Source organism: Mycobacterium avium subsp. avium, assembly GCF_009741445.1.
GTDB lineage: Bacteria > Actinomycetota > Actinomycetes > Mycobacteriales > Mycobacteriaceae > Mycobacterium > Mycobacterium avium.
Map to the genome: position 1 here is coordinate 4,006,286 of NZ_CP046507.1, position 25,653 is coordinate 4,031,938.

General features: G+C 69.6%; 18 protein-coding genes, 2 pseudogenes and 1 riboswitch. Of the genes and pseudogenes, 9 read left to right on the top strand and 11 right to left on the bottom strand.

Going from position 1 to position 25,653, the window contains the following annotated elements; genetic code table 11:
* Position 1: 1 nt before the first annotated feature.
* Positions 2 to 1,033 carry a tryptophan--tRNA ligase gene (gene trpS, locus MAA44156_RS18665; RefSeq protein WP_009978836.1) on the bottom strand — a complete coding sequence of 344 codons (1,032 nt, stop codon included), beginning with the start codon at positions 1,031 to 1,033 and terminating at the stop codon, positions 2 to 4.
* Positions 1,034 to 1,206: 173 nt separating this feature from the next.
* Here trpS and MAA44156_RS18670 point away from each other — a divergent pair.
* Positions 1,207 to 2,003, top strand: a pseudogene (locus MAA44156_RS18670) (alpha/beta fold hydrolase).
* Here the strand turns inward: MAA44156_RS18670 and MAA44156_RS18675 are convergent.
* Positions 1,996 to 3,234, bottom strand: coding sequence for an NADP-dependent isocitrate dehydrogenase (locus tag MAA44156_RS18675; protein WP_009978838.1), 1,239 nt, complete (start codon positions 3,232 to 3,234; stop codon positions 1,996 to 1,998). The pseudogene MAA44156_RS18670 and the gene MAA44156_RS18675 sit on opposite strands and share 8 nt — an antisense overlap.
* Before the next feature lies 1 nt (position 3,235).
* The gene (locus MAA44156_RS18680) at positions 3,236 to 5,473 is read right to left on the bottom strand and encodes an NADP-dependent isocitrate dehydrogenase (RefSeq protein ID WP_009978840.1); all 2,238 of its coding nucleotides are present in this window, start codon (positions 5,471 to 5,473) and stop codon (positions 3,236 to 3,238) included.
* Between the two features lie 180 nt (positions 5,474 to 5,653).
* A riboswitch (SAM riboswitch) is annotated at positions 5,654 to 5,776 on the top strand.
* Positions 5,777 to 5,941: 165 nt separating this feature from the next.
* Here MAA44156_RS18680 and MAA44156_RS18685 point away from each other — a divergent pair.
* The 3 genes from MAA44156_RS18685 to MAA44156_RS18695 are packed head-to-tail and all read left to right on the top strand — an operon-like array spanning position 5,942 to position 9,230.
* Complete coding sequence (locus tag MAA44156_RS18685; RefSeq protein ID WP_009978841.1) at positions 5,942 to 7,312, top strand: bifunctional o-acetylhomoserine/o-acetylserine sulfhydrylase; 1,371 nt, start codon at positions 5,942 to 5,944, stop codon at positions 7,310 to 7,312.
* Between the two features lie 11 nt (positions 7,313 to 7,323).
* A complete protein-coding gene (metX, locus tag MAA44156_RS18690) occupies positions 7,324 to 8,502 on the top strand; it encodes a homoserine O-acetyltransferase MetX (protein ID WP_009978842.1) in 1,179 nt (392 codons plus the stop codon).
* Positions 8,499 to 9,230 (top strand): class I SAM-dependent methyltransferase, encoded by a 732-nt coding sequence (locus MAA44156_RS18695; RefSeq protein WP_009978843.1) that lies wholly within the window; start codon positions 8,499 to 8,501, stop codon positions 9,228 to 9,230. Before metX ends, MAA44156_RS18695 begins: the two co-directional genes overlap by 4 nt.
* Positions 9,231 to 9,238: 8 nt before the next feature.
* Here MAA44156_RS18695 and MAA44156_RS18700 read toward each other — a convergent pair whose 3' ends face one another.
* Positions 9,239 to 10,633 (bottom strand): HNH endonuclease signature motif containing protein, encoded by a 1,395-nt coding sequence (locus MAA44156_RS18700; RefSeq protein ID WP_156649251.1) that lies wholly within the window; start codon positions 10,631 to 10,633, stop codon positions 9,239 to 9,241.
* Between the two features lie 240 nt (positions 10,634 to 10,873).
* Here MAA44156_RS18700 and MAA44156_RS18705 point away from each other — a divergent pair, with 240 nt between their 5' ends.
* Positions 10,874 to 12,286: an IS110 family RNA-guided transposase gene (locus MAA44156_RS18705; protein ID WP_080555769.1), complete on the top strand. Its 1,413-nt coding sequence runs from the start codon at positions 10,874 to 10,876 to the stop codon at positions 12,284 to 12,286.
* Positions 12,287 to 12,602: 316 nt separating this feature from the next.
* Complete coding sequence (locus tag MAA44156_RS18710; protein WP_029248595.1) at positions 12,603 to 13,106, top strand: DUF732 domain-containing protein; 504 nt, start codon at positions 12,603 to 12,605, stop codon at positions 13,104 to 13,106.
* A 91-nt stretch (positions 13,107 to 13,197) separates the two neighbouring features.
* Here the strand turns inward: MAA44156_RS18710 and MAA44156_RS18715 are convergent, their stop codons facing one another.
* Complete coding sequence (locus MAA44156_RS18715) at positions 13,198 to 13,479, bottom strand: DUF3017 domain-containing protein (RefSeq protein WP_003879003.1); 282 nt, start codon at positions 13,477 to 13,479, stop codon at positions 13,198 to 13,200.
* A complete protein-coding gene (locus tag MAA44156_RS18720; protein ID WP_009978848.1) occupies positions 13,476 to 14,321 on the bottom strand; it encodes a bifunctional methylenetetrahydrofolate dehydrogenase/methenyltetrahydrofolate cyclohydrolase in 846 nt (281 codons plus the stop codon). The genes MAA44156_RS18715 and MAA44156_RS18720 overlap by 4 nt, the downstream gene beginning before the upstream one ends.
* A gap of 83 nt (positions 14,322 to 14,404) precedes the next feature.
* Between MAA44156_RS18720 and MAA44156_RS18725 the strand changes: the two are divergent.
* From MAA44156_RS18725 to MAA44156_RS18735, 3 genes and pseudogenes are all read left to right on the top strand, one after another.
* Positions 14,405 to 15,621, top strand: a pseudogene (locus tag MAA44156_RS18725) (NADH:flavin oxidoreductase).
* A 30-nt stretch (positions 15,622 to 15,651) separates the two neighbouring features.
* The gene (locus MAA44156_RS18730; protein ID WP_033726039.1) at positions 15,652 to 18,267 is read left to right on the top strand and encodes an FHA domain-containing protein; all 2,616 of its coding nucleotides are present in this window, start codon (positions 15,652 to 15,654) and stop codon (positions 18,265 to 18,267) included.
* Positions 18,268 to 18,304: 37 nt separating this feature from the next.
* A complete protein-coding gene (locus tag MAA44156_RS18735) occupies positions 18,305 to 20,764 on the top strand; it encodes an ATP-binding cassette domain-containing protein (RefSeq protein WP_029248596.1) in 2,460 nt (819 codons plus the stop codon).
* A gap of 4 nt (positions 20,765 to 20,768) precedes the next feature.
* Here the strand turns inward: MAA44156_RS18735 and MAA44156_RS18740 are convergent, their stop codons facing one another.
* Genes MAA44156_RS18740 through MAA44156_RS18760 form a run of 5 tightly spaced genes read right to left on the bottom strand, consistent with a single transcriptional unit; the run spans position 20,769 to position 25,511 of the window.
* Positions 20,769 to 21,317, bottom strand: coding sequence for a pentapeptide repeat-containing protein (locus MAA44156_RS18740; protein ID WP_009978854.1), 549 nt, complete (start codon positions 21,315 to 21,317; stop codon positions 20,769 to 20,771).
* On the bottom strand, positions 21,314 to 21,901 hold the full coding sequence (locus MAA44156_RS18745) for a GTP-binding protein (protein WP_003874387.1): 588 nt from the start codon (positions 21,899 to 21,901) through the stop codon (positions 21,314 to 21,316). Before MAA44156_RS18745 ends, MAA44156_RS18740 begins: the two co-directional genes overlap by 4 nt.
* Positions 21,882 to 22,256, bottom strand: a complete 375-nt coding sequence (locus tag MAA44156_RS18750; protein WP_003874386.1) for a DUF742 domain-containing protein — start codon at positions 22,254 to 22,256, stop codon at positions 21,882 to 21,884. Before MAA44156_RS18750 ends, MAA44156_RS18745 begins: the two co-directional genes overlap by 20 nt.
* A gap of 7 nt (positions 22,257 to 22,263) precedes the next feature.
* The gene (locus tag MAA44156_RS18755) at positions 22,264 to 22,686 is read right to left on the bottom strand and encodes a roadblock/LC7 domain-containing protein (RefSeq protein WP_009978855.1); all 423 of its coding nucleotides are present in this window, start codon (positions 22,684 to 22,686) and stop codon (positions 22,264 to 22,266) included.
* On the bottom strand, positions 22,683 to 25,511 hold the full coding sequence (locus MAA44156_RS18760) for a sensor histidine kinase (RefSeq protein WP_205590179.1): 2,829 nt from the start codon (positions 25,509 to 25,511) through the stop codon (positions 22,683 to 22,685). Before MAA44156_RS18760 ends, MAA44156_RS18755 begins: the two co-directional genes overlap by 4 nt.
* Positions 25,512 to 25,653 lie beyond the last annotated feature (142 nt).

A 25,653-nucleotide genomic window follows, 5' to 3' on the forward strand; every position in this document is an offset into this window, starting at 1 on the left:
CTTACCCCCGTCGCGGAAGGAACCCAAGCCGATCGTAAACCCGTTCGACGGTTTTCCCGGCGACATCCTGGGCCCGTTGCGCCCCGGCCGCCAGAACGGCCTCCAATTCGGCCGGGTCGGCCATCAATTCGTCGACGCGGGCCTTGATCGGGGTGACGAACTCGACCACCGCGTCCGCGGTGTCCTTCTTCAGATCGCCGTAACCCCTTCCGGCGTAGCCCTGCACGAGCTTGTCGATGTCGACCCCGCTGACCGCGGACTGGATGCTCAGCAGGTTGGACACGCCCGGCTTGGCGTCGGTGTCGAATCGGATCTCCCGCTCGCTGTCGGTGACCGCGGAGCGAATCTTCTTGGCGGACAACGCCGGATCGTCGAGCAGGTTGACCAGCCCGGCATCGGTGGACGCCGACTTGCTCATCTTCGACGTCGGGTCGGCCAAGTCGTAGATCTTGGCGGTGACCTTGGGGATGAGCATCTCCGGCACCACGAACGTGTCCGGGAAGCGGGCGTTGAACCGCTGCGCCACGTCGCGCGCCAACTCCAGGTGCTGGCGCTGGTCCTCGCCGACGGGCACCAGGCCGGTGTCGTAGGCCAGCACGTCGGCGGCCTGCAGCACCGGATAGGTGAACAGGCCCACCGTGGTGGAGTCCGCGCCCTGGCGCAGCGACTTGTCCTTGAACTGCGTCATCCGCGAGGCCTGGCCGAAGCCGGTGAAGCAGCCCAGCACCCAGGCCAGCTGGGTGTGGGCGGGCACGTGGCTTTGCACGAACACGGTGCTGCGGGCCGGATCGATGCCCAGCGCCAGGTACTGGGCGGCGGTGACCAGGGTCCGCCGGCGCAGCGCCGCGGGGTCCTGGGCGATGGTGATGGCGTGCAGGTCGACCACGCAGAAGAACGCGTCCCAATCGTCGCCCCAGTCGTCCTGCAGGGTCACCCACTGCGAGATGGCGCCCAACGCGTTGCCCAGGTGCAGCGAATCGGACGTGGGCTGGACGCCGGAGAAAATCCGGCGGGATCCGGTGGCGGTGCTCATGATGCACCGATCTTTTCACGCCTCGTCTCCCGCGCCGTGCCGCGGCCCGCACGGACCGGTGCCCGCGCCGCCCGCCGAACTTGCGGTACCGGCGGTACCGTATTTAATGTCGCGGTATGACGACTCGTGCGCCCATCCACCTCGGCCCCAAGGATGGTTCCGGGGAGCCGGTCGTGCTGCTGCACGGGTTCCTGATGTCGCAGACGGTGTGGGATCCGGTGGCGCCGCGGCTGGCCGACACCGGCCGCTACGAGGTCTTCGCCCCGACCATGGCCGGCCACAACGGCGGACCGTACGCGGGCACCTGGCTGCTCAGCTCGTCGGTGCTGGCCGACCACGTCGAACGTCAGCTCGACCGGCTCGGCTGGGACAGCGCCCATCTGGTGGGCAACTCGCTGGGCGGCTGGGTGGCCTTCGAACTCGAGCGGCGCGGCCGGGCGCCAGCGTCACCGGCATCGGCGCCGCCGGCGGCTGGACCCGCTGGAGCCCGGTCAAGTTCGAGGTGATCGGCAAGTTCATCGGGGGCATGCCGCTGCTGTTGCTGGCCCGGCTGCTCGGCCAACGCATCCTGCAGTTGCCGCTGAGCCGGCGGCTGGCGACGCTGCCGCTGAGCGCCACGCCCAGCGGGGTCAGCGAGCGCCAGCTGTCCGGCGTCGTCGAGGACGCCGCGCACTGCCCGGCCTATTTCCAGCTGCTGGTCAAGTCGCTGCTGCAGCCCGGGCTGCTGGAGCTGGCGCAGACCGCGGTGCCGGTGCAACTGGTGCTGTGCGAGAAGGACCGGGTGGTGCCACCCAGCAGGTTCAGCCGGCACTTCACCGACCACCTGCCGCCGGAGACGAGGATCACCAGGCTCGACGGCGTCGGACACGTGCCGATGTTCGAGGCGCCCGAGCGGGTCACAACGGTGCTCACCGACTTCATCGACGACTGCGTGGCCCGCTCCCAACGCCAGCAGCCCCCCGCTAGTTAGTCAGCTCCCGCCGCAGGTTCTCGGCGATCGAGTTGAGGAATTCCTCGCTCTGCTGCCACTTTTGGTCGGGGCCGATCAGGATGGCGAGGTCCTTGGTCATCTTGCCGCTCTCCACGGTGGAGACGACGACGCGTTCCAGGGTCTGCGCGAACTCGATCACCTCGGGGGTGTCGTCCAGCTTGCCGCGGTGCGCCAGCCCGCGCGTCCAGGCGAAGATCGAGGCGATCGGGTTGGTCGAGGTCGGCTTGCCGGCCTGGTACTGACGGAAGTGCCGGGTGACGGTGCCGTGCGCGGCCTCGGCCTCGACCGTTTTGCCGTCGGCGGTCATCAGCACCGAGGTCATCAGCCCCAGCGAGCCGTAACCCTGTGCTATCGCGTCGGATTGGACGTCGCCGTCGTAGTTCTTGCAAGCCCACACGTAGCCGCCCTCCCATTTGAGGCAGGCCGCCACCATGTCGTCGATCAGCCGGTGTTCGTAGGTCAGCCCCTCCGCTTCGAACTGCTCCTTGAATTCCTCGTCGTAGATGCGCTGGAACTCGTCCTTGAACATGCCGTCGTAGGCCTTGAGGATGGTGTTCTTGGTCGACAGGTACACCGGCCATTTGGCGTTCAGGCCGTACTTGAACGACGCGCGGGCGAAGTCGCGGATCGACTCCCGGAAGTTGTACATCCCCATCACCACCCCGCCGTCCTCGGGGATGGACACCATCTCGTGCACGATCGGCTCGCTGCCGTCGGCGGGAGTGAAGGTGATCGCGACGGTGCCCGGCTTGTCCACCTTGAAGTTGGTCGACCGGTACTGGTCGCCGAATGCGTGGCGGCCGATGACGATCGGCTTGCTCCAGCCCGGAACCAGCCGCGGCACATTGGATATCACGATCGGCTCGCGGAAGATGGTGCCGCCCAAGATGTTCCGGATCGTCCCGTTCGGGGACAGCCACATCCTCTTGAGGTTGAACTCCCGGACCCTCGCCTCGTCGGGGGTGATCGTCGCGCACTTGACGCCCACGCCGTGCTTCTTGATGGCATACGCCGCGTCGATCGTCACCTGGTCGTCGGTGCGGTCGCGGTGCTCGATGCCCAGGTCGTAGTAGTCCAGGTCGATGTCGAGGTAGGGAAGGATCAAGTTCTCCTTGATCATCTTCCAGATGACCCGGGTCATCTCGTCACCGTCGAGCTCGACGACGCGGCCCTTGACCTTGATCTTGGACGTGTTGGCGGGCTTGGACATGTCAGCGCTGCGACGCGGCCAGCGCCTCGTTGAACGTCTTGCTCGGCCGCATCACGGCGGTGGTCTTCTCGCTGTCGGGCTGGTAGTAGCCGCCGATGTCGACCGGCCGGCCCTGCACCTCGGCGAGCTCCTCGACGATCCGCTGCTCGTTTTCGCCTAACGACTCGGCCAGCGCGGCGAAATGCCGGCGCAGCTCGTCGTCGTCGTTTTGCGCGGCGAGCTCTTGGGCCCAGTACAGCGCCAGGTAGAACTGGCTGCCCCGGTTGTCGAGCTCTCCGGTCTTGCGCGACGGACTCTTGTTGTTCTCCAACAGCTTTCCGATGGCGGCATCCAGCGTCTTGCCCAGCAGCTTGGCCCGCTGGTTACCGGTCTTGATGCCGATGTCTTCGAAACACGCTCCCAGAGCCAGGAATTCACCGAGGGAGTCCCAGCGCAGATGGTTCTCCTCGACGAGCTGGTGCACATGCTTGGGCGCCGACCCGCCGGCTCCGGTCTCATACATGCCGCCGCCGGACATCAACGGCACGATGGACAGCATCTTGGCGCTGGTGCCCAGCTCCAGGATGGGGAACAGGTCGGTGAGGTAGTCGCGCAGGATGTTTCCGGTGACGGCGATGGTGTCCTGGCCGCGCATGGCCCGTTCCAGGGTGTACCGCATGGCCCACACCTGCGGCATGATCTGGATGTGCAGGCCCTCGGTGTCGTGCTCCTTGAGGTATTCCTTGACCTTCTTGCACAGCTCGACCTCGTGCGGGCGTTCGGTGTCCAGCCAGAACACCGCCGTCATCCCCGAGTTGCGGGCCCGGGTGACGGCCAGCTTGACCCAGTCCCGGATCGGTTCGTCGCGCACGATCGGCATCCGCCAGATGTCGCCGGTCTCGACGTTCTGGGTCAGCAGGACCTCCCCCGTGTCCAGGTCGACGATGTTGGCGACGCCGTCCTCGGGGATCTCGAATGTCTTGTCGTGCGAACCGTATTCCTCGGCCTGCTGCGCCATCAGCCCGACATTGGGCACCGTGCCCATGGTCGCCGGGTCGAACGCGCCGTGGGTTTTGCAGAAGTTGATGATCTCCTGGTAGATCCGGGAAAAGGTGGACTCGGGGTTGACGGCCTTGGTGTCCTTCTGCCGCCCGTCGGCGCCGTACATCTTGCCGCCGGCGCGGATCATCGCCGGCATGGACGCGTCCACGATCACGTCGCTGGGCGAGTGAAAGTTGGTGATGCCCTTGGCCGAATCGACCATGGCCAGCTCGGGCCGGTGCTCGTGGCAGGCGTGCAGGTCGCGGATGATCTCGTCGTGCAGCGACGCCGGCAGCGACTCGATCTTGCTGTACAGGTCGACCAGCCCGTTGTTGACGTCGACGCCGAGCTCGTCGAACAGCGCCTGATGCTTGGCGAAGGCCTCCTTGTAGAAGACCTTTACCGCGTGCCCGAAGACGATCGGGTGGCTGACCTTCATCATGGTCGCCTTGACGTGCAGCGAGAACATCACGCCGGTCTCGTAGGCGTCCTGCATCTGCTGCTCGTAGAACTCGACCAGGGCCTTCTTGCTCATGAACATCGAGTCGATGATGTCGCCGGTGCGCAGCGAGACCATCGGCTTGAGCACGATCGTCTTGCCGCTCTTGGTCTCCAGCTCCATCTTGACGTTGCGGGCGCGGTCCAGCGTCATCGACTTCTCGCCGTGGTAGAAGTCGCCGTGCTTCATGGTCGCGACGTGGGTGCGCGAGGCCGGCGACCACTCCGCCATGTGGTGCGGGTGCTTGCGGGCGTACTCCTTGACCGCCTTGGGTGCGCGACGGTCCGAGTTGCCTTGCCGCAGAACGGGATTGACCGCACTGCCCAGGCACTTGGCGTAGCGCTCGCGGATCTCGCGGTCCTCGTCGGTCTTCGGGCTCTGCGGGAAGTCGGGGATCTTGTATCCCTTGCCCTGCAGCTCCTTGACGGCGGCGATCAGCTGGGGCACCGAGGCGCTGATGTTGGGCAGCTTGATGATGTTGGTGTCGGCCAGCTTGGTCAGCCGGCCCAGCTCGGCCAGGTTGTCCGGCACCCGCTGCTCTTCGGTCAGGTGCTCGGGGAACTCGGCCAGGATGCGGGCCGCGACCGAGATGTCGCTGGTCTTGATCTCGATGCCCGCCGGTTCGGCGAAGGCCCGCACGATCGGCAGGAACGCGTAGGTCGCCAGCAGCGGCGCCTCGTCGGTCAGCGTGTAGATGACGGTCGGCTTCTCGGCGCTCACGGTCCCTCTCCCGGCGTCAATGATGGGTTCGCATTGTGGGGCTCAGCAATCTATCTGCCACGTTATCAAGGGTGTTTGGACAGGTGTCGGGGCGCGTCTGCCCGCTTCACCGCCGGCTCACCGCCGGGTCGTCACCGGGGAGTTGGCACCGGGTCGGCACAGTAAGATAGTCTTTGTATCGGTCATGAGCGCCAGCATCAAGCCCCGGCTTGCTGGCCGGCAACCCTCCAACCGCGGTGGGGTGCCCCGGGTGATGACCAGGTTGAGTAGCCACCACAACCGGCTATCCGGCAAGCGCGGGTCCGCCATGACGGGCCCCTGAGCAGACAGGGAAACGTGATGCGCATTCACTCGGTTCATCGGCAAGCTCGATCGCGCCCGCGCGTGCGTCGCTGCTGACGGCTGCCCGCCGGATTCTTCTTCCGACTTCTTCCGACCGACTTCTTCCGACCGAGAGAAAGCACCCCCGTGAGCTCCGAGAACACCGATCACGACACCGACCCCAGCGCGCACTGGTCGTTCGAGACCAAGCAGGTGCACGCCGGCCAGCACCCCGACTCGGCCACCAACGCCCGGGCCCTGCCGATCTACCAGACCACGTCGTACACCTTCGACGACACCACCCACGCCGCCGCCCTGTTCGGGCTGGAGGTGCCGGGCAACATCTACACCCGGATCGGCAACCCGACCACCGACGTCGTCGAGCAGCGCATCGCCGCGCTGGAGGGCGGGGTGGCGGCGCTGTTTCTGAGCTCCGGGCAGGCCGCTGAGACTTTCGCCATATTGAACCTGGCAAGTGCCGGAGATCACATCGTCTCCAGCCCGCGGCTCTACGGCGGCACCTACAACCTGTTCCACTATTCGCTGGCCAAGCTCGGTATCGAGGTCAGCTTCGTGGAGGATCCCGACGACCTGGATTCCTGGCAGGCCGCGGTCCGGCCGAACACCAAGGCGTTCTTCGCCGAGACCATCTCCAACCCGCAGATCGACATCCTGGACATCCCCGGCGTCTCGGGCGTCGCCCACGCCAACGGCGTGCCGCTGATCGTCGACAACACCATCGCCACGCCGTACCTGATCCAGCCGTTCGCGCACGGCGCCGACATCGTGGTGCACTCGGCCACCAAGTACCTCGGCGGTCACGGCTCGGCGATCGCCGGCGTGATCGTCGACGGCGGCACCTTCGACTGGACGCAGGGCCGGTTCCCGGGCTTCACCACCCCCGACCCGAGCTACCACGGCGTGGTGTTCGCGGAGCTGGGCCCGCCGGCGTACGCGCTCAAGGCCCGCGTGCAGTTGCTGCGCGACCTCGGTTCGGCCGCGGCGCCGTTCAACGCGTTCCTGGTCGCCCAGGGCATCGAGACGCTGAGCCTGCGCATGGAGCGGCACGTCGCCAACGCGCAGCGGGTGGCCGAGTTCCTGGCCTCTCATGACGGCGTGCTGTCGGTGAACTACGCGGGACTGCCCGGCTCGCCGTGGCACGAGCGGGCAAAGAAGCTGGCGCCCAAGGGAACCGGGGCGGTGCTGTCGTTCGAGTTGGCCGGCGGGGTGGAGGCCGGCAAGGCGTTCGTGAACGCGCTGAAGCTGCACAGCCACGTCGCCAACATCGGCGACGTCCGCTCGCTGGTCATTCACCCGGCCTCGACCACGCACGCCCAGCTGTCCCCGGCCGAGCAGCTGAGCACCGGGGTCAGCCCGGGGCTGGTGCGGCTGGCGGTCGGCATCGAGGGAATCGACGACATCCTGGCCGACCTGGAGCTCGGCTTCGCCGCGGCCGCCAAATTCGGTGCGAACGCGGGCACCTCCGGCGCCGACCCGCACGCCGTGGCGGCGTTCTGACGGACCCGGCCATGACCATCCCCGACGTTCCCACCCAGACGCTGCCCGACGAAGGCGAAATCGGCTTCGTCCACATCGGCTCGCTGACCACTGAGGCCGGCGCGGTGATCGACGACGTGCACATCGCCGTGCAGCGCTGGGGCGAGTTGTCGCCGACGCGGGACAACGTGGTGGTGGTGCTGCACGCGCTGACCGGTGACTCACATGTCACCGGGCCGGCCGGGCCCGGGCATCCCACCGGCGGCTGGTGGGACGAGATGGTCGGGCCGGGCGCGCCGATCGACACCGACCGCTGGTGCGCGGTGGCCACCAACGTGCTGGGGGGTTGCCGCGGTTCCACCGGCCCGAGCTCGCGGACCCGCGACGGAAAGCCTTGGGGCTCAAGGTTTCCCCGGATCTCGATTCGCGACCAGGTGGAGGCCGACATCGCGGCGCTGGCCGCGCTGGGCATCGACGAGGTGGCCGCCGTGGTGGGTGGATCCATGGGCGGCGCAAGGGCTTTGGAATGGATCGTCGGTCACCCGAGCCGGGTGCGGGCGGGGCTGCTGCTGGCGGTGGGCGCGCGCGCGACCGCCGATCAGATCGGCACCCAGTGCACCCAGATCGCGGCGATCAAATCCGATCCGAATTGGCAGGGCGGCGATTATCACGACACCGGGCGCACGCCCGACGCCGGGCTGGCGATCGCGCGGCGCTTCGCGCATCTGACCTACCGCGGCGAGGTCGAGCTCGACACCCGGTTCGGCAACGACGCGCAGCTCGACGAGGATCCCGCCAACGGCGGCCGGTACGCGGTGCAGAGTTATCTGGAGTACCAGGGCGTCAAGTTGGTGGAGCGGTTCGACGCGGGCAGCTACGTGGTGTTGACCGAGGCGCTGAACAGTCACGACGTCGGCCGGGCCCGCGGCGGGGTGCGCAAGGCGTTGCGCAGCTGCCCGGTGCCGGTGGTGGTGGGCGGCATTACGTCGGACCGGCTGTACCCGCTGCGTCTGCAGCAGGAGCTGGCCGAGCAGCTGCCGGGCTGCGCCGAGCTGCAGGTCGTCGACTCCATCTGCGGGCACGACGGGTTCCTGGTGGAGTCCGAGGCGGTCGGCGAAATGATCCGCAAGACACTGCTGTTGGCCGGTTCGCAGAGCGCCGGCCCGGGCGGTGCCGGCCCGGGGAGCAGGAAAGGCACGACCCGCCGGTGACCCGCTCGCGCCACGACCGCTCCCTCTCGTTCGGCTCGGCGGCCGCAGCCTACGAGCGTGGGCGGCCCTCCTATCCGCCGGAGGCGATCGACTGGCTGCTGCCGGTCGGCGCGCGTCAGGTGCTCGACCTCGGCGCGGGCACCGGCAAGCTGACCACTCGGCTGGTGGAACGCGGCCTGGACGTGGTGGCCGTCGACCCGATTCCGGACATGCTGGAGGTGTTGCGGAGCTCGCTGCCCGAGACCCGGGCGCTGCTGGGCACCGCCGAAGAAATCCCGTTGGAAGACAACAGCGTTGACGTGGTGTTGGTGGCGCAGGCCTGGCATTGGGTGGATCCGGAGCGGGCGATTCCGGAGGTGGCCCGGGTGCTGCGGCCCGGCGGGCGGCTCGGCCTGGTGTGGAACACCCGCGACGAGCGGCTGGGCTGGGTGCGCGAACTGGGCCGCATCATCGGAAGCGACGGCGACGGCCGCACCCACGTGGTGCTGCCCGAGCCGTTCACCGACCTGGCGCACCATGAGGTCGAGTGGACGAATTACCTTACGCCGCAAGCATTGATCGACCTGGTGGCGTCGCGCAGCTACTGCATCACCTCGCCGACCGAGGTGCGCACCCGAACCCTGGACCAGGTCCGCCACCTGCTGGCCACGCATCCGGCGCTGGCGAATTCGACCGGCCTGGCGCTGCCCTATGTCACCCGGTGCACCCGGGCGACGCTGGCCGGCTGAGCGCCGGGTCAATCGGGTTCGTCCCCGTCGTCGTCGCCGTCGTCGTCTTCACCCCCGTTCTCCCCGCGGAGGAGTTTTTCGGGGTGGTGGAAGGTGTTGGTGCGGGGTTGGTTTCGGTCTAGGTGGGGTGGTGGGAGCCATTGGGTTTCGCCGCGTGTGTTTTTGTGGGTGGTCCAGGCGCCGGGTTGCAGGAGGCGGTGGTGGGGTCCGCAGGCGAAGGTCAGGTCGTTGATGTTGGTGGTGTGGCAGGTGGCGTAGTCGGTGCAGTGGTGCACTTCGGCGTAGTAGCCGGGGACGGTGCAGCCGGGGGCGGTGCAGCCGCGGTCTTTGGCGTATAACACGATGCGCTGTGCGGGGGAGGCCAGGCGTTTGGTGTGATACAGGGCCAGGGCTTTGCCGTGGTCGAAGATCGCGAGGTAGTGGTGGGCGTGCCGGGATAGCCGGATCACATCGGACATGGGCAGCAGGGTGCCCCCGCCGGTGAGGCCCCGCCCGGCGGCGGTTTCGAGGTCGGCCAGGGTGGTGGTGACGATGATGGAGGCCGGTAGCCCGTTGTGTTGGCCGAGGTTTCCTGAGGCCAGCAGGGCGCGCAGGCCGGCCAGCAGCCCATCGTGGTTGCGCTGGGCCGCCGAGCGGGTGTCCCCGTCGATGGCCTGCTCGGTAGGCGTGCCGTCCACGCACGGGTTTTCGTCGAGGGGGTTGCACATGCCGGGGGCGGCGAGTTTGGCCAGCACGGCTTCGAGGGTGGCACGTAGTTCGGGGGTCAGTAGTCCGCGGAGTTCGGACATGCCGTCGGCGTGTTGGTTGCCGAGGGTGAGGCTGCGGCGGCGGGCGCGGTCTTCGTCGCGGTAGAGGCCGTCGGGGTTGAGGCAATCGGCCAGCGTGCCGGCCAACGCGGCGAGGTGTTCGGGCCGATACCGGGTGCCTTCCCTGGCCAGGTCGGTTTCGGCGCGCTCGCGGGTTGCCTGGTCGATCCAGCCGGGCAGCTGGTGGCAGAACTTACGGATCACGGCCACCTGCTCGGGACCCAACGACCCCTCTCGTTGCCGCGCGGCGGTGGCCGCCAGCAGCGGCGGCAACGGTTCCCCGGTCAGCCCGACGCGGGGGCTCAGGTCGGCGGCGGTGTGTACCCGCCGGGCGGCCTCGGCGCGGCTGATCAGGGTGGCCTCGGCGATCGCGTGCGAAAGCCGGCCACCCAACTCCGCCGGGCTGGCGTCGCGGGCCAGCGCGTTGATCAGTGGATGCTCGACCGCGGGCAGCCGCCGGCGCAGTTCCTCGCAGCGGGTCAGCAACGCCAACTTCTCGCGCGTGGCCAACGCGGCGTAGTCGCAGTCGAGCAGATCGTCCAAGGCGGCATCGATGGCGTCGAACGCCGCCGACACCGCCTCCCGATCACTACTCATACCTCGCAAACTAGGCGAGCCCACCGACATTTAGGTTTAGTGGGCGTCCGCGGACGGCCGAGGCCACCGACCGGAACACCTGGTGATTCCTGATTTTTGAGTGGTCGTCCGCGGCGCGTCTCAGGTGCCGACCGGTGTCCCTGTTCGGGAACTTGGAGCCGCTCGGGAGCGGACTTCTGCTTGCGGAATGTCTGGGCCATGCCCGTCGGAGCCGGGGACTGACCTGGATCCGTCGAAAGGATGTGCGTGGAACTGATTTTGGGTATCGACGTGGCGTGCCGGGCTGCTCATCAAGCATCGCTGGCCCGTCCCGATGGGACGTATGTGTGGACCGGACGAAAGTTCTTCACCCGGCCCGCCGACCTCGAAAAGCTCTGGAAAGTAATCGGACTCAGCGAGCAAGACACCGTGCGGGTGGTGATGGAGCCCACCCGCAACGCATGGGTTCCGCTGGCATCCTGGTTTCGTCATCACGGCGCCCGGATCTCGATGGTGCCCACCACCCAGTCAGCAGACCTGCGCGCCTACTACTCCAAGCACACCAAAAATGACCATCTGGACTCCAAGCTGTTGGCCCGGTTGCCCTTGCTGCATCCAGAGGGGCTGCGTGACCACAGCGGCGACGGGCCCGGCGAACCGCTGCGGCGCCTGGTCAAGATCCGCTCCTCGATCGTCAAGCGCCGCACCGCAGTCTTCCAGCGCCTTGACGCCCAGCTCGAGCTCCTCGGTCCAGCCTGGTACGACGCGCTGGGATCCAACTATGGCAAGGCCGCGCTGGCACTGCTGGCCCGCTACGCCGACCCGCACAGCCTGATCCGTCTCGGCCATGCCCGCCTGACCCGCTTCCTGATCCGCCACTCCCGCGGCGCCTGGCGCGAACCACACGCCACCCTGCTGTTGACCGCCGCCCAAGAATCGCTGCAGCTATGGGGATCTGGCGCTAATGCCCGCATCGACTTCGCCGAACTGGCCGCCGACATCGCTACCGAAGCCGAGCAAGCCCAGATGCTCACCGAGCAGATCGACGACCTCGACGAGCGCGCCGCCAACCTCTACGCCGAGGCCGACCCGCGCGGCATCATCGCCTCAGCACCCGGCGTCGGGCCCGTCACCTGTGCGGTCATCGCCGGCCGCATCGGCGACCCGCACCGGTTCCACTCCCTAGCCGCCATCCGCGCCTACTCCGGCCTCGTCCCCAAGGTCAACCAGTCCGGACAAGCAGAACAGCGCCACGGACTCACCAAAGCCGGTGACCCGCTGCTGCGCGAAGCCCTCTTCGCCGCCGCTGACCAAGCCCGCAAGAGCGACCCGCAACTGGCCGCGAAATACAAACGCCTGATGAGCACCGAGCGCCACCACGATTCGGCGATCTGCCACATTGCCACCATCCTGCTCACCCGCATCGCCACCTGCTGGCGCGCCGGAGCGCACTACGTGCTGCGCGACACCGACGGACGACCCATCACCTTCGAAGAAGGACGCCGCATCGTCCGCGCCCACCACACCGTCGACAAGAAGACTCGCATCAACGCTGCCTCCAAGCGCTACTCCCAGCGCCAAAAAGGCAGGACGGGCCGGGAACAACAGGAGTCGCTACGCGCTCCAATTCACCGGCCCGTCCACCCCAGCATAAAACCCACCGAAGTAGCTTGACTCCCCTTAGGAACTCAAAAAACCCCGCAATGTGACCACAGAAACCAAAGTGACACAAGGGATTTCACCGGCCCGCGGCGCCGAGGGAGCCGCGGTCGTCGAGCAGTGGTTGCGCCAATAACGGCGGCGAATCAATTGCCCGGCAACCGACTTGCGGGCCGGCCAATAATCCACCTCGCCGACGCCGCGGCCTTACGAAACGCTTATTGTGCGAACCTTTATCCCACCGTGTCGTAAACGTGACAGTGATGGCTCAGAGTTCGTAGGGCGTGATTCGAGTGCCGTCGGTGCACTCCAGGCGGACGGGGAGGCTGGCGTGAAGGCACTTGCACGAACTCATCAATGGATCTGGGTTTTGCGCCACCAGCCCTTCACCATTCGGCTGCTGGCCGCGGCCGCCGGCCTGCTCACGGTGGCGTCGGCGTTCGCGGCGCCGGCCGGGGCGGAGGGAAACGGCGACGACTTCATCGACGCGCTCAACCACGCCGGCATCGACTTCGGCGAACCGGGAAACGCGATGGCCGTCGGCGAGTCGGTCTGCCCGATGCTGTCGCAGCCGGGCGGCAATTTCGCCGCGGTGGCATCCAGCGTCGCCGGCCGGGGCATGTCCCCCACGATGGCCCGCATGTTCACCACCATCGCGATCCAGACGTACTGCCCCCAGGAGATGGCGAACATCGCCAGCGGCAACCTGTCCGGCGCCATGCCGCAGGTTCCGGGAATGCCCGGGCAGCTTCCCGCGATGGCCGACCAGATCCCGGGCATGGCGGGCCAGACGGGCCAACTGCCGACGATGCCCGGCCAGCTGCCGAGCTTCTGATCGAGGCGCGCCGAGCGTGTGGGCCACGGACGAAAAATGACGAAAAGTCGTACCTAAAGCCCACGTTCGACGCGGACCAACGCTCGAAACGTCAGCCGGTGCCCAGCGGGTCGATGGTCCAGGCGATGTAGACCATCGCCGCCCCGACCATCGCGGTGGTGACGAAGTCGATTCCCTTGCCGCGCACCACCAGCAGCCCGGCACGCTCCTCGGACAGCACCAGCCGCAGCAGCGCCGCCACCCCCACCCCGATGCCTAGCAGCAGTGAACCGCGGCGCCAGAAGTTGGCACCCACCAAGGCCAGCGCCACCGCAAAGATCAAGCCCACCAACAGAATCGGCCACTGAGCCCGCATCAGGGTGCGTGCGGTCATTCCCGCTCGGCCAGCTCGACGACGTTGGTCAACAGGAACGCCCGGGTCAACGGGCCCACGCCGCCGGGATTCGGCGACACGTGACCGGCCACCTCCCACACGTCGGGGTGCACGTCGCCGGCGAGCTTGCCGTCGACCCGGCTGACCCCCACGTCGAGCACCGCGGCCCCCGGGCGCACCATGTCGGCGGTCAGCAGGTGCGGAACCCCGACGGCGGCCACGATGATGTCGGCCTGCCTGGTCAACGCCGGCAGATCACGAGTTCCGGTGTGGCACAACGTAACCGTCGCGTTCTCCGAACGCCGGGTCAGCAGCAGCCCCAGCGGACGACCGACCGTCACACCGCGGCCGATGACCACCACGTGCGCCCCGGCGATCTCGACGTCGTAGCGGCGCAACAGGTGCACGATTCCGCGCGGCGTGCACGGCAGCGGCGCCGGATTGTTGAGCACCAGCCGGCCCAGGTTGGTGGGGTGCAGGCCGTCGGCGTCCTTATCCGGGTCCACCCGCTCCAGCGCCGCGTTCTCGTCCAACTGCTTGGGCAGCGGCAACTGCACGATGTACCCCGTGCATTCGGGGTTGGCGTTCAGCTCGTCGATGGTGTCGTTGAGCGCGGCGGTGCTGATGTCGGCGGGCAGGTCGCGGCGGATCGAGGTGATGCCCACCTTGGCGCAGTCGGCGTGCTTGCCGCGCACGTAGGCCTGCGAGCCCGGGTCGTCGCCGACCAGGATGGTGCCCAAACCCGGGGTGCGGCCGGCCGCGGTCAACGCGGCGACCCGCTGCTTGAGGTCGACGAAGATTTCGTCGCGGGTGGCCTTGCCGTCCAGTGTGATTGCTCCCACGCTGACAGTCTGGCAGACCTCGATGATGGCGACCCGCTGCGCCCGGCTCCGCCGCGCTTGCGATCGCCATTAGGCTCCCCGATATGCCCACCCCTCCGGACGTGTTCAGCCCCGCCAAGCTCGGTCCGATCACGCTGCGCAATCGCATCATCAAGTCCGCCACCTTCGAGGCGCGTACACCGGACGCGCTGGTGACCGACGACCTCATCGAATACCACCGGCTGCCCGCCGCGGGCGGCGTCGGCATGACGACCGTCGCCTACTGCGCCGTCTCCCCCGGCGGCCGCACCGAGGGCAACGGCATCTGGATGCGGCCCGAGGCCGTGCCCGGGTTCCGCCGGCTCACCGACGCGATCCACGCCGAGGGCGCGGCGGTCAGCGCGCAGATCGGGCACGCCGGGCCGGTGGCCAACGCCAGGTCCAACAAGGCGCAGGCGCTGGCGCCGGTCCGGTTCTTCAACCCGATCGGAATGCGGTTCGCCAAGAAGGCGACCCGCGAGGACATCGACGAGGTGATCGCCGCGCACGCCAACGCCGCGCGGCTGGCCATCGAGGCCGGGTTCGACGCCGTCGAAATCCACCTGGGCCACAACTATTTGGCGAGTTCGTTCCTGTCACCGCTGATCAACCGCCGCAACGACGAGTTCGGCGGGTCGCTGCAGAACCGGGCGAAGGTGGCCCGCGGCATGGTGATGGCCGTGCGGCGGGCGGTGGAAAAGGAGGGCACGCCCATCGCGGTGACGGCCAAGCTGAACATGGCCGACGGAGTGCGCGGCGGCATCAGCACCGAGGAATCGCTGACCACCGCCAAGTGGCTGGAGTCCGACGGCGGCCTGGACGCGATCGAGCTCACCGCGGGCAGCTCGCTGGTCAACCCGATGTACCTGTTCCGCGGCGACGCGCCGCTCAAGGAGTTCGCCGGCGCGTTCAAGCCGCCGCTGCGCTGGGGCATGCGCATGACGGGCAAGAAGTTCCTGCGCGAATACCCCTACCGCGAGGCGTATCTATTGCGGGACGCCAAGCTGTTTCGCGCCGAGCTGAAGATGCCGCTGATCCTGCTGGGCGGCATCACCAATCGCGAGACGATGGACCTGGCGATGGCGGAGGGTTCGAATTCGTCGCCATGGCCCGCGCGCTGCTGGCCGAGCCGGATCTGATCAACCGGATCGCCGCCGAGGACGCCGCGCACCGGGTGCATTCGGCGTGCACGCACTGCAATCAGTGCATGCCCACCATCTACAGCCGAACGCACTGCGTGGTCACCGGTGCGCCCGACCGGCACACCAGCGCCGCAACTTAATCCACAGCGCTGCAAGCTACAGTTGTGGCGATGTCAGCACCAGCCCCGCCAGCGCTAACCGTCCATCACGAAGGCTCGGAACGTACCTTCGCCGCGGGCCACGACGTGGTCGTCGGGCGCGATCTGCGAGCCGACATGCGCATCACGCACCCTCTGATCTCGCGCGCCCACCTGCTGCTGCGCTACGACCAGGGCAAGTGGCTGGCCATCGACAACGGTTCGCTCAACGGAACTTTCGTCAATGGCCGCCGGGTGCCGGTGGTCGAGATCCACGACGGGTGCGCCATCAACATCGGAAACCCGGACGGCCCGCTGCTGACCTTCGACGTCGGCCGCCACCAAGGCATGGCCGGACGCCCGCCCCGCACCGAGTCGATGGGCATACCGGTGGCGGCCCACCCGCCCGCACCGGCGGCCTGGTCGGCCCAACCGGCGCCGCCGGTCGCCGCCCCGCCCCCGCCGGCCGGGCGCACCCCCAACTGGGCCGCGCCACCGCGGCGCCCGCAGCCCGCGCCGCGCCCCGGCCCGCCGGGCCAGACCATGTACGGCGGCCGCCCACCCGGCGGCTACCCGCCCGCCGCGCCGCCCCCGCCGCCCGTCGCGCCGGCCCCGGCGGCCCCGCACACCCAGATGGCGCCCGCGGCTTCCAAGCCGCCCGAGGTGGCCAACCTGGCGACCAAGATGTTCCAGGCGCTGATGCCGTCGCGGTCCGGCGCGATCCAGAAGCCGGCCGGGTCGCAGACCATCGGCCGGGCCACCGACAACGACATCGTCATCCAGGACGTGCTGGCGTCCCGCCATCACGCGTTTCTGATCCAGACGCCGCTGGGCACCGAGATCCGCGACGCGCACAGCGTCAACGGCACCTTCGTCAACGGCGTGCGGGTCGGCTCGGCCGTGCTCACCGAGGGCGACGTGGTCACCATCGGCAACGTCGACCTGGTGTTCACCCGGGACGGGCTGATCCGGCGCACCGAGGCGGCCACCCGCAGCGGCGGGCTGGAGGTCAACTCCGTCTGCTACACCGTCGACCACGGCAAGCAGCTGCTCGACCACATCTCGCTGACCGCCCGGCCCGGCACGCTGACCGCCATCATCGGCGGCTCCGGCGCCGGCAAGACCACGCTGTCGCGGCTGATCGTCGGCTACACCACCCCCACGTCGGGCACGGTGACCTTCGAGGGCCACAACATCCACACCGAATACGCATCCATGCGCAGCCGGATCGGCATGGTCCCGCAGGACGACGTGGTGCACCGCCAGCTCACGGTCAACCAGGCGCTCGGCTACGCCGCCGAACTGCGGCTGCCGCCCGACACCAGCAAAGAGGAACGGGCCCGCGTCGTCGCCCAGGTGCTCGAGGAACTCGACATGACCCAGCACGCCGAAACGCGGGTGGACAAGCTCTCCGGTGGGCAGCGCAAACGCGCCTCGGTCGCCCTCGAGCTGCTCACCCAGCCGTCGCTGCTGCTGCTCGACGAGCCGACGTCCGGCCTGGACCCGGCGCTGGACCGCCAGGTGATGCTGATGCTGCGCCAGCTCGCCGACGCCGGGCGGGTGGTTTTGGTGGTCACCCACTCGGTGTCCTACCTGGACGTGTGCGACCAGATCCTGCTGATCGCCCCCGGCGGCAAGACCGCCTTCTGCGGGCCGCCCGACCAGGTCGAGCCCGCGCTGGGCACCCGAAACTGGGCCGACATCTTCGCCAAGGTCGGCGCCGACCCGGACGAGGCCAACCGGCGCTTCAAGGAGCGCAACCAGCAGTCGTCGCAGCCGCCGACGCCGCAGAGCCCGGCGGACCTGGGGGAACCCCCGCAGACCGACCTGTGGCGGCAGCTGTCGACGATCGCGCGCCGCCAGGTCCGGCTGGTGGTCTCCGACCGCGGCTACACCATCTTCCTGGCGGTGCTGCCGTTCCTCATCGGCGCGTTGTCGCTGACGGTGAAGGGCCCGCATCCGGGGCTGGGGCCGGCCGACCCGCTCGGACCCGCGCCCACGCAGCCGCAGTACATCATGGTGCTGCTGAACATCGGTGCGGTGTTCATGGGCACCGCGCTGACCATCCGAGATCTCATCGGCGAGCGGGCCATCTTCCGACGAGAGCAGGCGGTGGGGTTGTCCACCACCGCCTATCTGCTGGCCAAGATCGCGGTGTTCTGCGTCTTCGCGACCGCCCAGGCGGCGATCGCGACCATCATCGTGCGGCTGGGCAAGGGCGCGCCGACCGCGCACCCGCAGTTCTTCGGCAACTCGACGTTCTCGCTGTTCGTCACCGTGGCGGGCACCTGTATCGCGTCGGCGATGCTGGGCCTGCTGCTGTCGGCGCTGGCGCAGTCCAACGAGCAGATCATGCCGCTGCTGGTGGTGTCGATCATGTCGCAGCTGGTGTTCTCCAGCGGCATGATCCCGGTCTACCAGCGCATCGGCCTCGAGCAGCTGGCCTGGCTGACACCGGCGCGGTGGGGCTATGCCGCGGGCGCCTCCTCGATCGACTTCCCGTCGCTGGTCAAGGTCAAGCAGATCCCCACCAACGACCCGATATGGCAGCACTCCAAACACATCTTCGTGTTCGACATGGCCATGCTGGCGCTGCTGTCGATCGGTTACACCGGCTTCGTGCGCTGGCACATCCGGCTGAAACGCTGAGGCCGGCCGGCCGGCCGCGAACCCTAATCTGGGTGTGATGACTCGCTCCGCGCAGCCCGTGCTGACTGCCCGATCCGACCGCTCCGAAGGCAGCTTCGCCGCGGGCCGTGACGTGGTCGTCGGCAGCGACCTGCGCGCCGACCTGCGGGTGGCGCACCCGTTGATCGCCCGGGCGCACGTGCTGCTGCGCTTCGAGCAGGGCCGCTGGCGGGCGGTGGACAACAACACGCTCAACGGGGTTTATGTGGACGGCCGGCGGGTGCCGGCGGTCGACATCCAGGACGGGCAGACCATCAACATCGGCAAACCCGACGGCCCGCGCATCACGTTCGAAATCGGCCAGCACACCGGCGCGGTCGGCCTGCTCCCGCCGCCGCCCCGGCAGCCGAAACCGCCCGGGCAGCCGCCGACGCGCTCGTTCCGGCGCCGAGACACCCAGCGCAGCGCCGTCCCGCCGGACGCCGCGACGCGCGGGGTGCCGCAGCCCGGGCCGCCGCCGCGCACCCAGACCGGCAGGACCGGCGGCAGCGGGGAGTTCCCGACCACCTGGGTCAGCGTCCCGGGTCCCGACGCCGATCGCCGGCCGACGCCCGGGCGGGCCGCCTGGATCGGGCGCGCCCTCAACAACGACATCGTCATCCACGACGTGCTGGCCTCCCGTCATCACGCCTTCTTGACCCCGACCCCGACCGGCGCCGAGATCCGCGACGCCAATAGCAGCAACGGCACCTTCGTCAACGGTGTGCGGGTCGGTGCGGCGGCGCTGTCCGACGGCGACGTGGTCACCATCGGCAACGTCGACCTGGTGTTCACCGGCGGCATGCTGGTCCGCCGCCAGGAGGCGGCCACCCGCGCCGGCGGCCTGGAGGTGCGCGAGGTCAACTTCGGCGTCGACGGCAAGCAGCTGCTGGAACGGATCTCCCTGGTCGCCCGCCCCGGCACCCTGACCGCGCTGATCGGCGGGTCCGGCGCGGGCAAGACCACGCTGTCGCGGCTGATCGCCGGGTATGCCACCCCCACCTCCGGCTCGGTGACGTTCGAGGGCCACGACATCCACACCGAGTACGCCTCGCTGCGCACCCGGATCGGCATGGTGCCGCAGGACGACGTGGTGCACCGCCAGCTCACGGTCAGCCAGGCGCTCGGCTACGCCGCCGAACTGCGGCTGCCGCCCGACACCAGCAAGTCCGACCGGGCCCAGGTGGTCGCCCAGGTCCTCGACGAGCTGGGCCTGACCGAGCACGCCGACACCCGGGTGGACCGACTGTCCGGCGGCCAGCGCAAACGGGCGTCGGTGGCGCTGGAGCTGCTCACCGGGCCGTCGCTGCTGATCCTCGACGAGCCGACGTCGGGCCTGGACCCGGCACTCGACCTGCAGGTCATGACCATGCTGCGCCAGCTCGCCGACGCCGGCCGGGTGGTGCTGGTGGTCACCCACTCGCTGACCTACCTGGACGTCTGCGACCAGGTGCTGCTGATGGCGCCGGGCGGCAAGACGGCATTCCTCGGCCCGCCCGGCCAGATCGGCCCGGCGATGGGCACCACCAACTGGGCGCACATCTTCGCCAAGGTGGGCGCCGACCCGGACGAGGCCAACCGCCGTTTTCTGGCCCAGAACCGGCCGCCGCCGCCCGCGCGGACCGAGGCGCCGGCCGAGCTGGGCGCCCCGGCGCAGACCAGCAAGCGCCGCCAGTTCTTCACCATCGCCCGCCGTCAGGTCCGGCTGGTGGTCGCCGACCGCGCCTACTTCCTGTTCCTGGCGGTGCTGCCGTTCGTGATGGGCGCGCTGTCGCTGACCGTGCCGGGCAGCGCCGGGTTCGGCTACGCCGATCCGGCCGGCGAGTCGGCCGGCGAGGCCGGCACCATCCTGACGTTGCTCACCATGGCCGCCGCGTTCATGGGCACGGCGCTGACCATCCGCGACCTGATCGGCGAGCGGCCGATCTTCCGCCGCGAGCAGGCGGTCGGGCTGTCCAGCACCGCCTACCTGCTGGCCAAGATCGTGGTGTTCTGCGTGTTCGCCGTCGCGCAGGCGGCCGTCGCCACCGCCATCGTGGTGCTGGGCAAGGGGCCGCCGACGCGGCCGGCCGTGCTGCTGGGTAACGCCACCTTCGAGCTGTTCGTCGCGGTGGCGGCGACGTGCGTGGCCGCGGCGATGCTGGGCCTGCTGCTCTCGGCGCTGGCGCGGTCGCACGAGCAGATCATGCCGCTGCTGGTGGTGTCGCTGATGATGCAGATGGTGCTGTGCGGCGGCATGGTGCCGGTCACCCGCCGGGTCTTCCTCGACCAGCTGTCCTGGCTGGTGCCGTCCCGGTGGGGCTATGCGGCGCAGGCGGCGACGGTGGACCTGTGGACGGTGTCACCCGGCCCGCAGAGCCCGCGGGACAGCCACTTCCAGCACACCGCGACGGCCTGGCTGTTCGACATGGCCATGCTGGCGGTGCTCTCGGTGGGCTACGCCGCGCTGGTGCGCTGGCGCATCCGGTTGCGGCGTTGACTCGCTAGCCGTCCAGCCGCAGCCCGTGCGCCAGCGCGAAGGCGACGGCCTGGTCGACGTCGACGCGGGCCCCGGCCAGCGACGCCGTCGTCCACAGCGCCGGGTCCGCGGCGCCGCCGCGCAGGTCGGCGTCGTCCAGCCGGGTGCCGGCGGTGCGCGCGCCGCGCAGGTCCGCGCCACGCAGCACCGCCTTGCGCAGGTCGGCCTCCACCAGCGAGGTCTCCCGCAGCCGGCACCCGCTCAAATCGACGCCGCGCAGGTCGTTGCCGCCGAGCACCGCGAGCGTGAAGTCCACCTCGTCGAACGTCACCGGCCGCAGCCGACACTGCTCGAACACCGACCCCAGCATGGTGCACTGCTCGAAAGTGCTGTGCCACAACGATGTTCGACGAAAGGTGCAGTTGCGGAAGGCCGACGCGCGGTGCCGCGACTCGGCCAGGTTGGCGCCGCTGAAATTGCATTCGGTGAACACCACCCGCTCGGTCGACAGCCCGACCAGGTCCTCGTCGGTGAAATCGTGCCGCTCGAATTCGCGGTCGACCCACGCGGTCAATTGGCCGACAGGCTGGCCAGCGCGTATTCGCTGACCGCGATCAGGGCGTCGGTCGCCGACCGGCGGTCCCTGGCGTCGACGGTGATCACCGGGATGTGCGGCGGCAGCGTCAGCGCCTCGCGCACCTCCTCGACCGGGTAGCGGGGCGCCCCGTCGAACTCGTTGACCGCGACCAGGAACGGCAGGTTGCGGTGCTCGAAGAAGTCCACGGCGGCGAAGCTGTCCTGCAGCCGCCGGCAGTCGACCAGCACCACCGCGCCGATCGCGCCGCGCACCAGGTCGTCCCACATGAACCAGAACCGGCGCTGCCCCGGCGTGCCGAACAGGTACAGCACCAGATCGTCGGCCAGGGTGATCCGGCCGAAGTCCATCGCCACCGTGGTGGTCCGCTTGTCGGGCGTGGCCTCCAGCGCGTCCACGCCGGTCGAGGCGTCGGTGAGCATGGCCTCGGTGCGCAGCGGCATGATCTCCGACACCGCCCCGACGAACGTGGTCTTGCCGGCGCCGAATCCGCCGGCGATCACGATCTTGGTCGACGCGTGGTCGCCGGAGTCAAGCTGCACGTCAGAGTGCGCGTAAGCCACGCAGGGTCCTTCCTATCAGTTCGTGGCGCTCATCCCTGGTCGAACGCTCGGACAACGTCTTGTGCACCCGAAGGTAGCCGGACAACACCAGATCGCCGACCAGGACGCGCGCCACGCCCAGCGGCAGGTCCAGCCGGGCCGAGATCTCGGCGACCGACGGGCTGTCCAGGCACAGCCGCACGATCCTGCCGCGCGCGTCGCCGGGCGGCCACCGGTGCGTCAGGCCGGCCTGCAACGTCTGGATCGGCGCCTCCACCGGCAGGTCGACGGTGGTGTCGGTGCGCCCCGACGTCAGCGTGTACGGCCGGACCAGATTCCCGCTGCGGGAGGTCGGCCAGGTCTCGGGGGTGTCCATCGGGCGCTCACGAGACGCTGGACCGGCGGGTGGACTGCACCACCCCGCCCACCCGCTCGACGAGGACGGCCATCTCGTAGCCGATCTGACCGATGTCGCAGGACGCCGCGGCGAGCGTGGCCAGATGCGAGCCGTCCCCGACCTGCATCAGCAGCAGGTAGCCGTTGGACATCTCGACCACCGACTGCAGCACCTGCCCGCCCTCGAACAGCTGGGCGGCGCCCGTTGCGAGGCTGGCCAGCCCGGAGGCGACGGCGGCCAGCTGGTCGGCGCGTTCGCGCGGCAGGTGTTCGCTGGCGGCGACGGGCAGCCCGTCGACGGACACCAGCAGCGCGTGCGCGACGCCGGGGACCTCGCGGGCGAACTTCGTCACCAACCAGTCCAGCGACCGGTCCGGGGCTGCAGACCAGGAATTGTCGGGTGCGGTCATTGTTGGTCGGGTCCTTCGCTGCTTTCCCGGGCGTGCGACCGTCCGGTGCGCACGCCACCGAAATGGCTGCTGAACGAGGCGCGGACCGCCTCGGGGTCGCGGGCGACGGCCGCGTGCTGCGGCCGGCGCGGCGCGGGTGAGCGGCCGTTGAGCCCCGGCTCGTCGTCGGGTTCGGCCGCGGCCCCGTGGGCGCCACCCGGCACCAGCCGGGCGCCGGGGGTGCGCACGGGCAGGCCGTGGTCGGTGGTGTGCGACTCGACGGGCTTGTCCTCGGCAGCGGCCGCCAGCGTCCAGCCCCGGTCCCACACCGACTGCCAGTCCAGGTCGGGGCTGTTGACCAGGTCGTGCGGGTCGCCCAGCATCTCCGAGAGCATGCGCCGGTAGATGACGTCGTCGTCGGCCGGGCCGGTGCTGGCGGCGGGCGGAATGGAGGCGTCGGGCTTCGGCTTCGGGGCAGGTTTCGGGGGCGCCTCGGGCGGCGTCTCGGTGCGCGGGCGGGCGGCGAAGAAGGCCGAGGTGTCCGACGCCGCGCGGGCCGGCCGGGGCGCCGGCTGCTGCGGTTCGGGGGCCGGCTCGGGCGCCCGTTCCGGGGCCGGCCTGGGCGCCGGGCTGGCCTCCCACCAGGGCTTCGCCAGCTCACGGCGCTGCCGGCGGGGCTGCGGTTCGGCCGGCGGGGCGGGAACCGCGGCAACATCCGCGATGCCGCTGGACCCAGGATTGCGGCGGGGCAGCAGGGTGACCGGCGGTGTGGACGCGTCGCCGGCGTTGCGGGTGCCGCGCGCGGCCGGCTGCTGGGTGCCGTCGTGCCGGCCGCCCTCCTCGGCGGGTGCGGCGATGGCGCTGGCGAGTTTGGCGCTCGGCGACGAGACCGCCCGGATGTGCCGGGGCCCGGACGGCTCGGCGACGACCCGGCCGGCGAGCACCGTCGGCGGCAGGTACACCTCGGCGGTGGTGCCCGAGCCGGATTCGTTGGCCGCCGGGCCGCGCAACCCCACCCGCATCCCGTGCCAGGCCGCGATCCGGCCCACCACGAAAAGGCCGAGATGCCGGGCGTTTTCGGGATGCGGGTCGGGGTTGGCGTCGCCGCCGGCCTGCAGCCGCATGTTGGCGATGCGCCGGTCGGCGTCGTTCATCCCCAGGCCGGAGTCGGCGATGCGCACCACCACTCCCCCGTCACCGCCGCGCGACGCCGACACCCGGGCCGAGGTGGTCGGCGGCGAGTACCGCAGCGCGTTGTCGATCAGCTCGGCGAACAGGTGGATGGCGCCGCCGGCGGCCGCCCCGAGCAGCGAGCACTCGGGCAGCCCGGCGATCTCGACCCGGCGGTAGTCCTCCACCTCGGACACCGCGGCGTTGATCACGGTGGCCAGCGGCACCGGATCGCGCTGGTCGCGCGCCAGCTTCGCGCCGGCCAGCACCAGCAGGTTGGCGCTGTTGCGGCGCAGCCGGGCCGCCAGATGGTCCAGCCGGAACAGGTTGTCCAGCCGTTCGGGATTGTCCTCGTTGCGCTCCAGCCGGTCGATGAGCGCCAGCTGCTGGTCGACCAGCGAGCGGCTGCGCCGCGACATGGTCTCGAACATGTCGTTGACCAGCAGCCGCAGCCGCGCCTCGTCGCCGGCCAGCAGTAGGGCCTGGGTGTGCAGCTCGTCCACGGCGTGCGCGACCTGGCCGATCTCCTCGGTGGTGTACACCGGCAGCGGAGCCGGAATCGGTTCGGCCCCACCGGCTTTCACGTGTGCGATCTCCTCCTCGAGATCGGTGTGGGCCACCTTAAGCGCGCCGTCGCGCAGCGTGCGCAGCGGCCGCACCAGGGCCCGCGCCACCAGCAGCACCACCGCCAGCGCGATCACGATGGCGGCCAGCACCAGGGCGGTGTCCAGGATGGCCGAGTTGCGCCGTTCGGCGGCCTGCGCGTGCACCGACTTGGTCACCGACGCGGTGGTGCTCTTGATGACCTGGTCGGCGATGTCGTCGGTGGTCTGGATCGAGCGCAGCAGGTCGGGGTTGTCGACGAGCACGCTGGCCGGGTCGGACATGATCGCCATCCGGCTGACCATCTGCTGTTGCAGCGTCTTGGCCTCGGGCGATCCGGCGCCGAGCACCTCGCTCATGCCGAACAGCGTCGACGGTTCGGTGCCGGCCAGGGTCGCCATCGAGGTGCGCAGCTGCGGCTCGGGCAGCTCGGCTCCCCGGGTGACCAGGATCTTCTGCATGGTCATCTGCCCGCGGGCGCCGACCGCCCGGCTCAGGCCCTGGGCCTGCGCCCGGATCCGCTCGTCGTCGACCCGCACCGACGCGTTGATGACGTTTTCGGCGGTCAACAGGATCGGCGCGTAGAAGGTCACCCGCTCCCGCAGGCCGAGGCTGCCCTCGGCCACCTTGTTCACCAGCATTTGGCCGGCGTCCAGCAGGTTGTTCACCCCGGCGCGGACGTCGTCGGTGACGTCGGTGTCGCCCAGCCGGGTCTGCAGTTCGTTCTTGCGGGCCTCGTAGTTCTTCTTGGCGCCCTCGGCGTCGCGCCCGGCGGAGCCGGCCAGCAGCGCGACGTCCAGCGCCGACATGTACTTGGTGATCGCCGGGACGACGTCGGCGCGGGCGGCGGCCAGCCGCAGGCCCGCCGCGTTGGCCATCGCGCCGTGGATGCGCAGCACCCCGAAAACCGTCGCCAGCATCAGCGGAACCAGGACGATGGCCAGCACTTTCCACCGCACCGGCCAGTTGCTCAGCGACCAGGCCGGCGGGCGTTTGGCCGGCACGGCGCCGCCGCCCAGCGGTGCGGGCCCGGGGGCTTCCGCCGCGGCCGGTTCGGCCGGGCGGCTGAACATGGTCACGTCGTCGCGGCCGCGCGACCGGCCGCTGCGCTCAGCGCTGAAACAAACCCGAGGCTCATGAAACTTCCTGCTTTATTTCGCCATTTCGCCCGCCGCGCGCCAGATCGGCGTGTGCGTAAGTGTGGCAACCCGACGA

What these genes read in the sequence shown, in the direction of transcription:
- metX (WP_009978842.1), top strand. Translation starts at nt 7,324, where the DNA reads ATGACCATCCCCGACGTTCCCACCCAGACGCTGCCCGACGAAGGCGAA.
- MAA44156_RS18675 (WP_009978838.1), bottom strand. Translation starts at nt 3,234, where the DNA reads ATGTCCAAGCCCGCCAACACGTCCAAGATCAAGGTCAAGGGCCGCGTC.
- MAA44156_RS18705 (WP_080555769.1), top strand. Translation starts at nt 10,874, where the DNA reads ATGTGCGTGGAACTGATTTTGGGTATCGACGTGGCGTGCCGGGCTGCT.
- MAA44156_RS18730 (WP_033726039.1), top strand. Translation starts at nt 15,652, where the DNA reads ATGTCAGCACCAGCCCCGCCAGCGCTAACCGTCCATCACGAAGGCTCG.
- MAA44156_RS18735 (WP_029248596.1), top strand. Translation starts at nt 18,305, where the DNA reads ATGACTCGCTCCGCGCAGCCCGTGCTGACTGCCCGATCCGACCGCTCC.
- MAA44156_RS18750 (WP_003874386.1), bottom strand. Translation starts at nt 22,256, where the DNA reads ATGGACACCCCCGAGACCTGGCCGACCTCCCGCAGCGGGAATCTGGTC.
- MAA44156_RS18715 (WP_003879003.1), bottom strand. Translation starts at nt 13,479, where the DNA reads ATGACCGCACGCACCCTGATGCGGGCTCAGTGGCCGATTCTGTTGGTG.
- trpS (WP_009978836.1), bottom strand. Translation starts at nt 1,033, where the DNA reads ATGAGCACCGCCACCGGATCCCGCCGGATTTTCTCCGGCGTCCAGCCC.
- MAA44156_RS18755 (WP_009978855.1), bottom strand. Translation starts at nt 22,686, where the DNA reads ATGACCGCACCCGACAATTCCTGGTCTGCAGCCCCGGACCGGTCGCTG.
- MAA44156_RS18760 (WP_205590179.1), bottom strand. Translation starts at nt 25,511, where the DNA reads ATGTTCAGCCGCCCGGCCGAACCGGCCGCGGCGGAAGCCCCCGGGCCC.
- MAA44156_RS18700 (WP_156649251.1), bottom strand. Translation starts at nt 10,633, where the DNA reads ATGAGTAGTGATCGGGAGGCGGTGTCGGCGGCGTTCGACGCCATCGAT.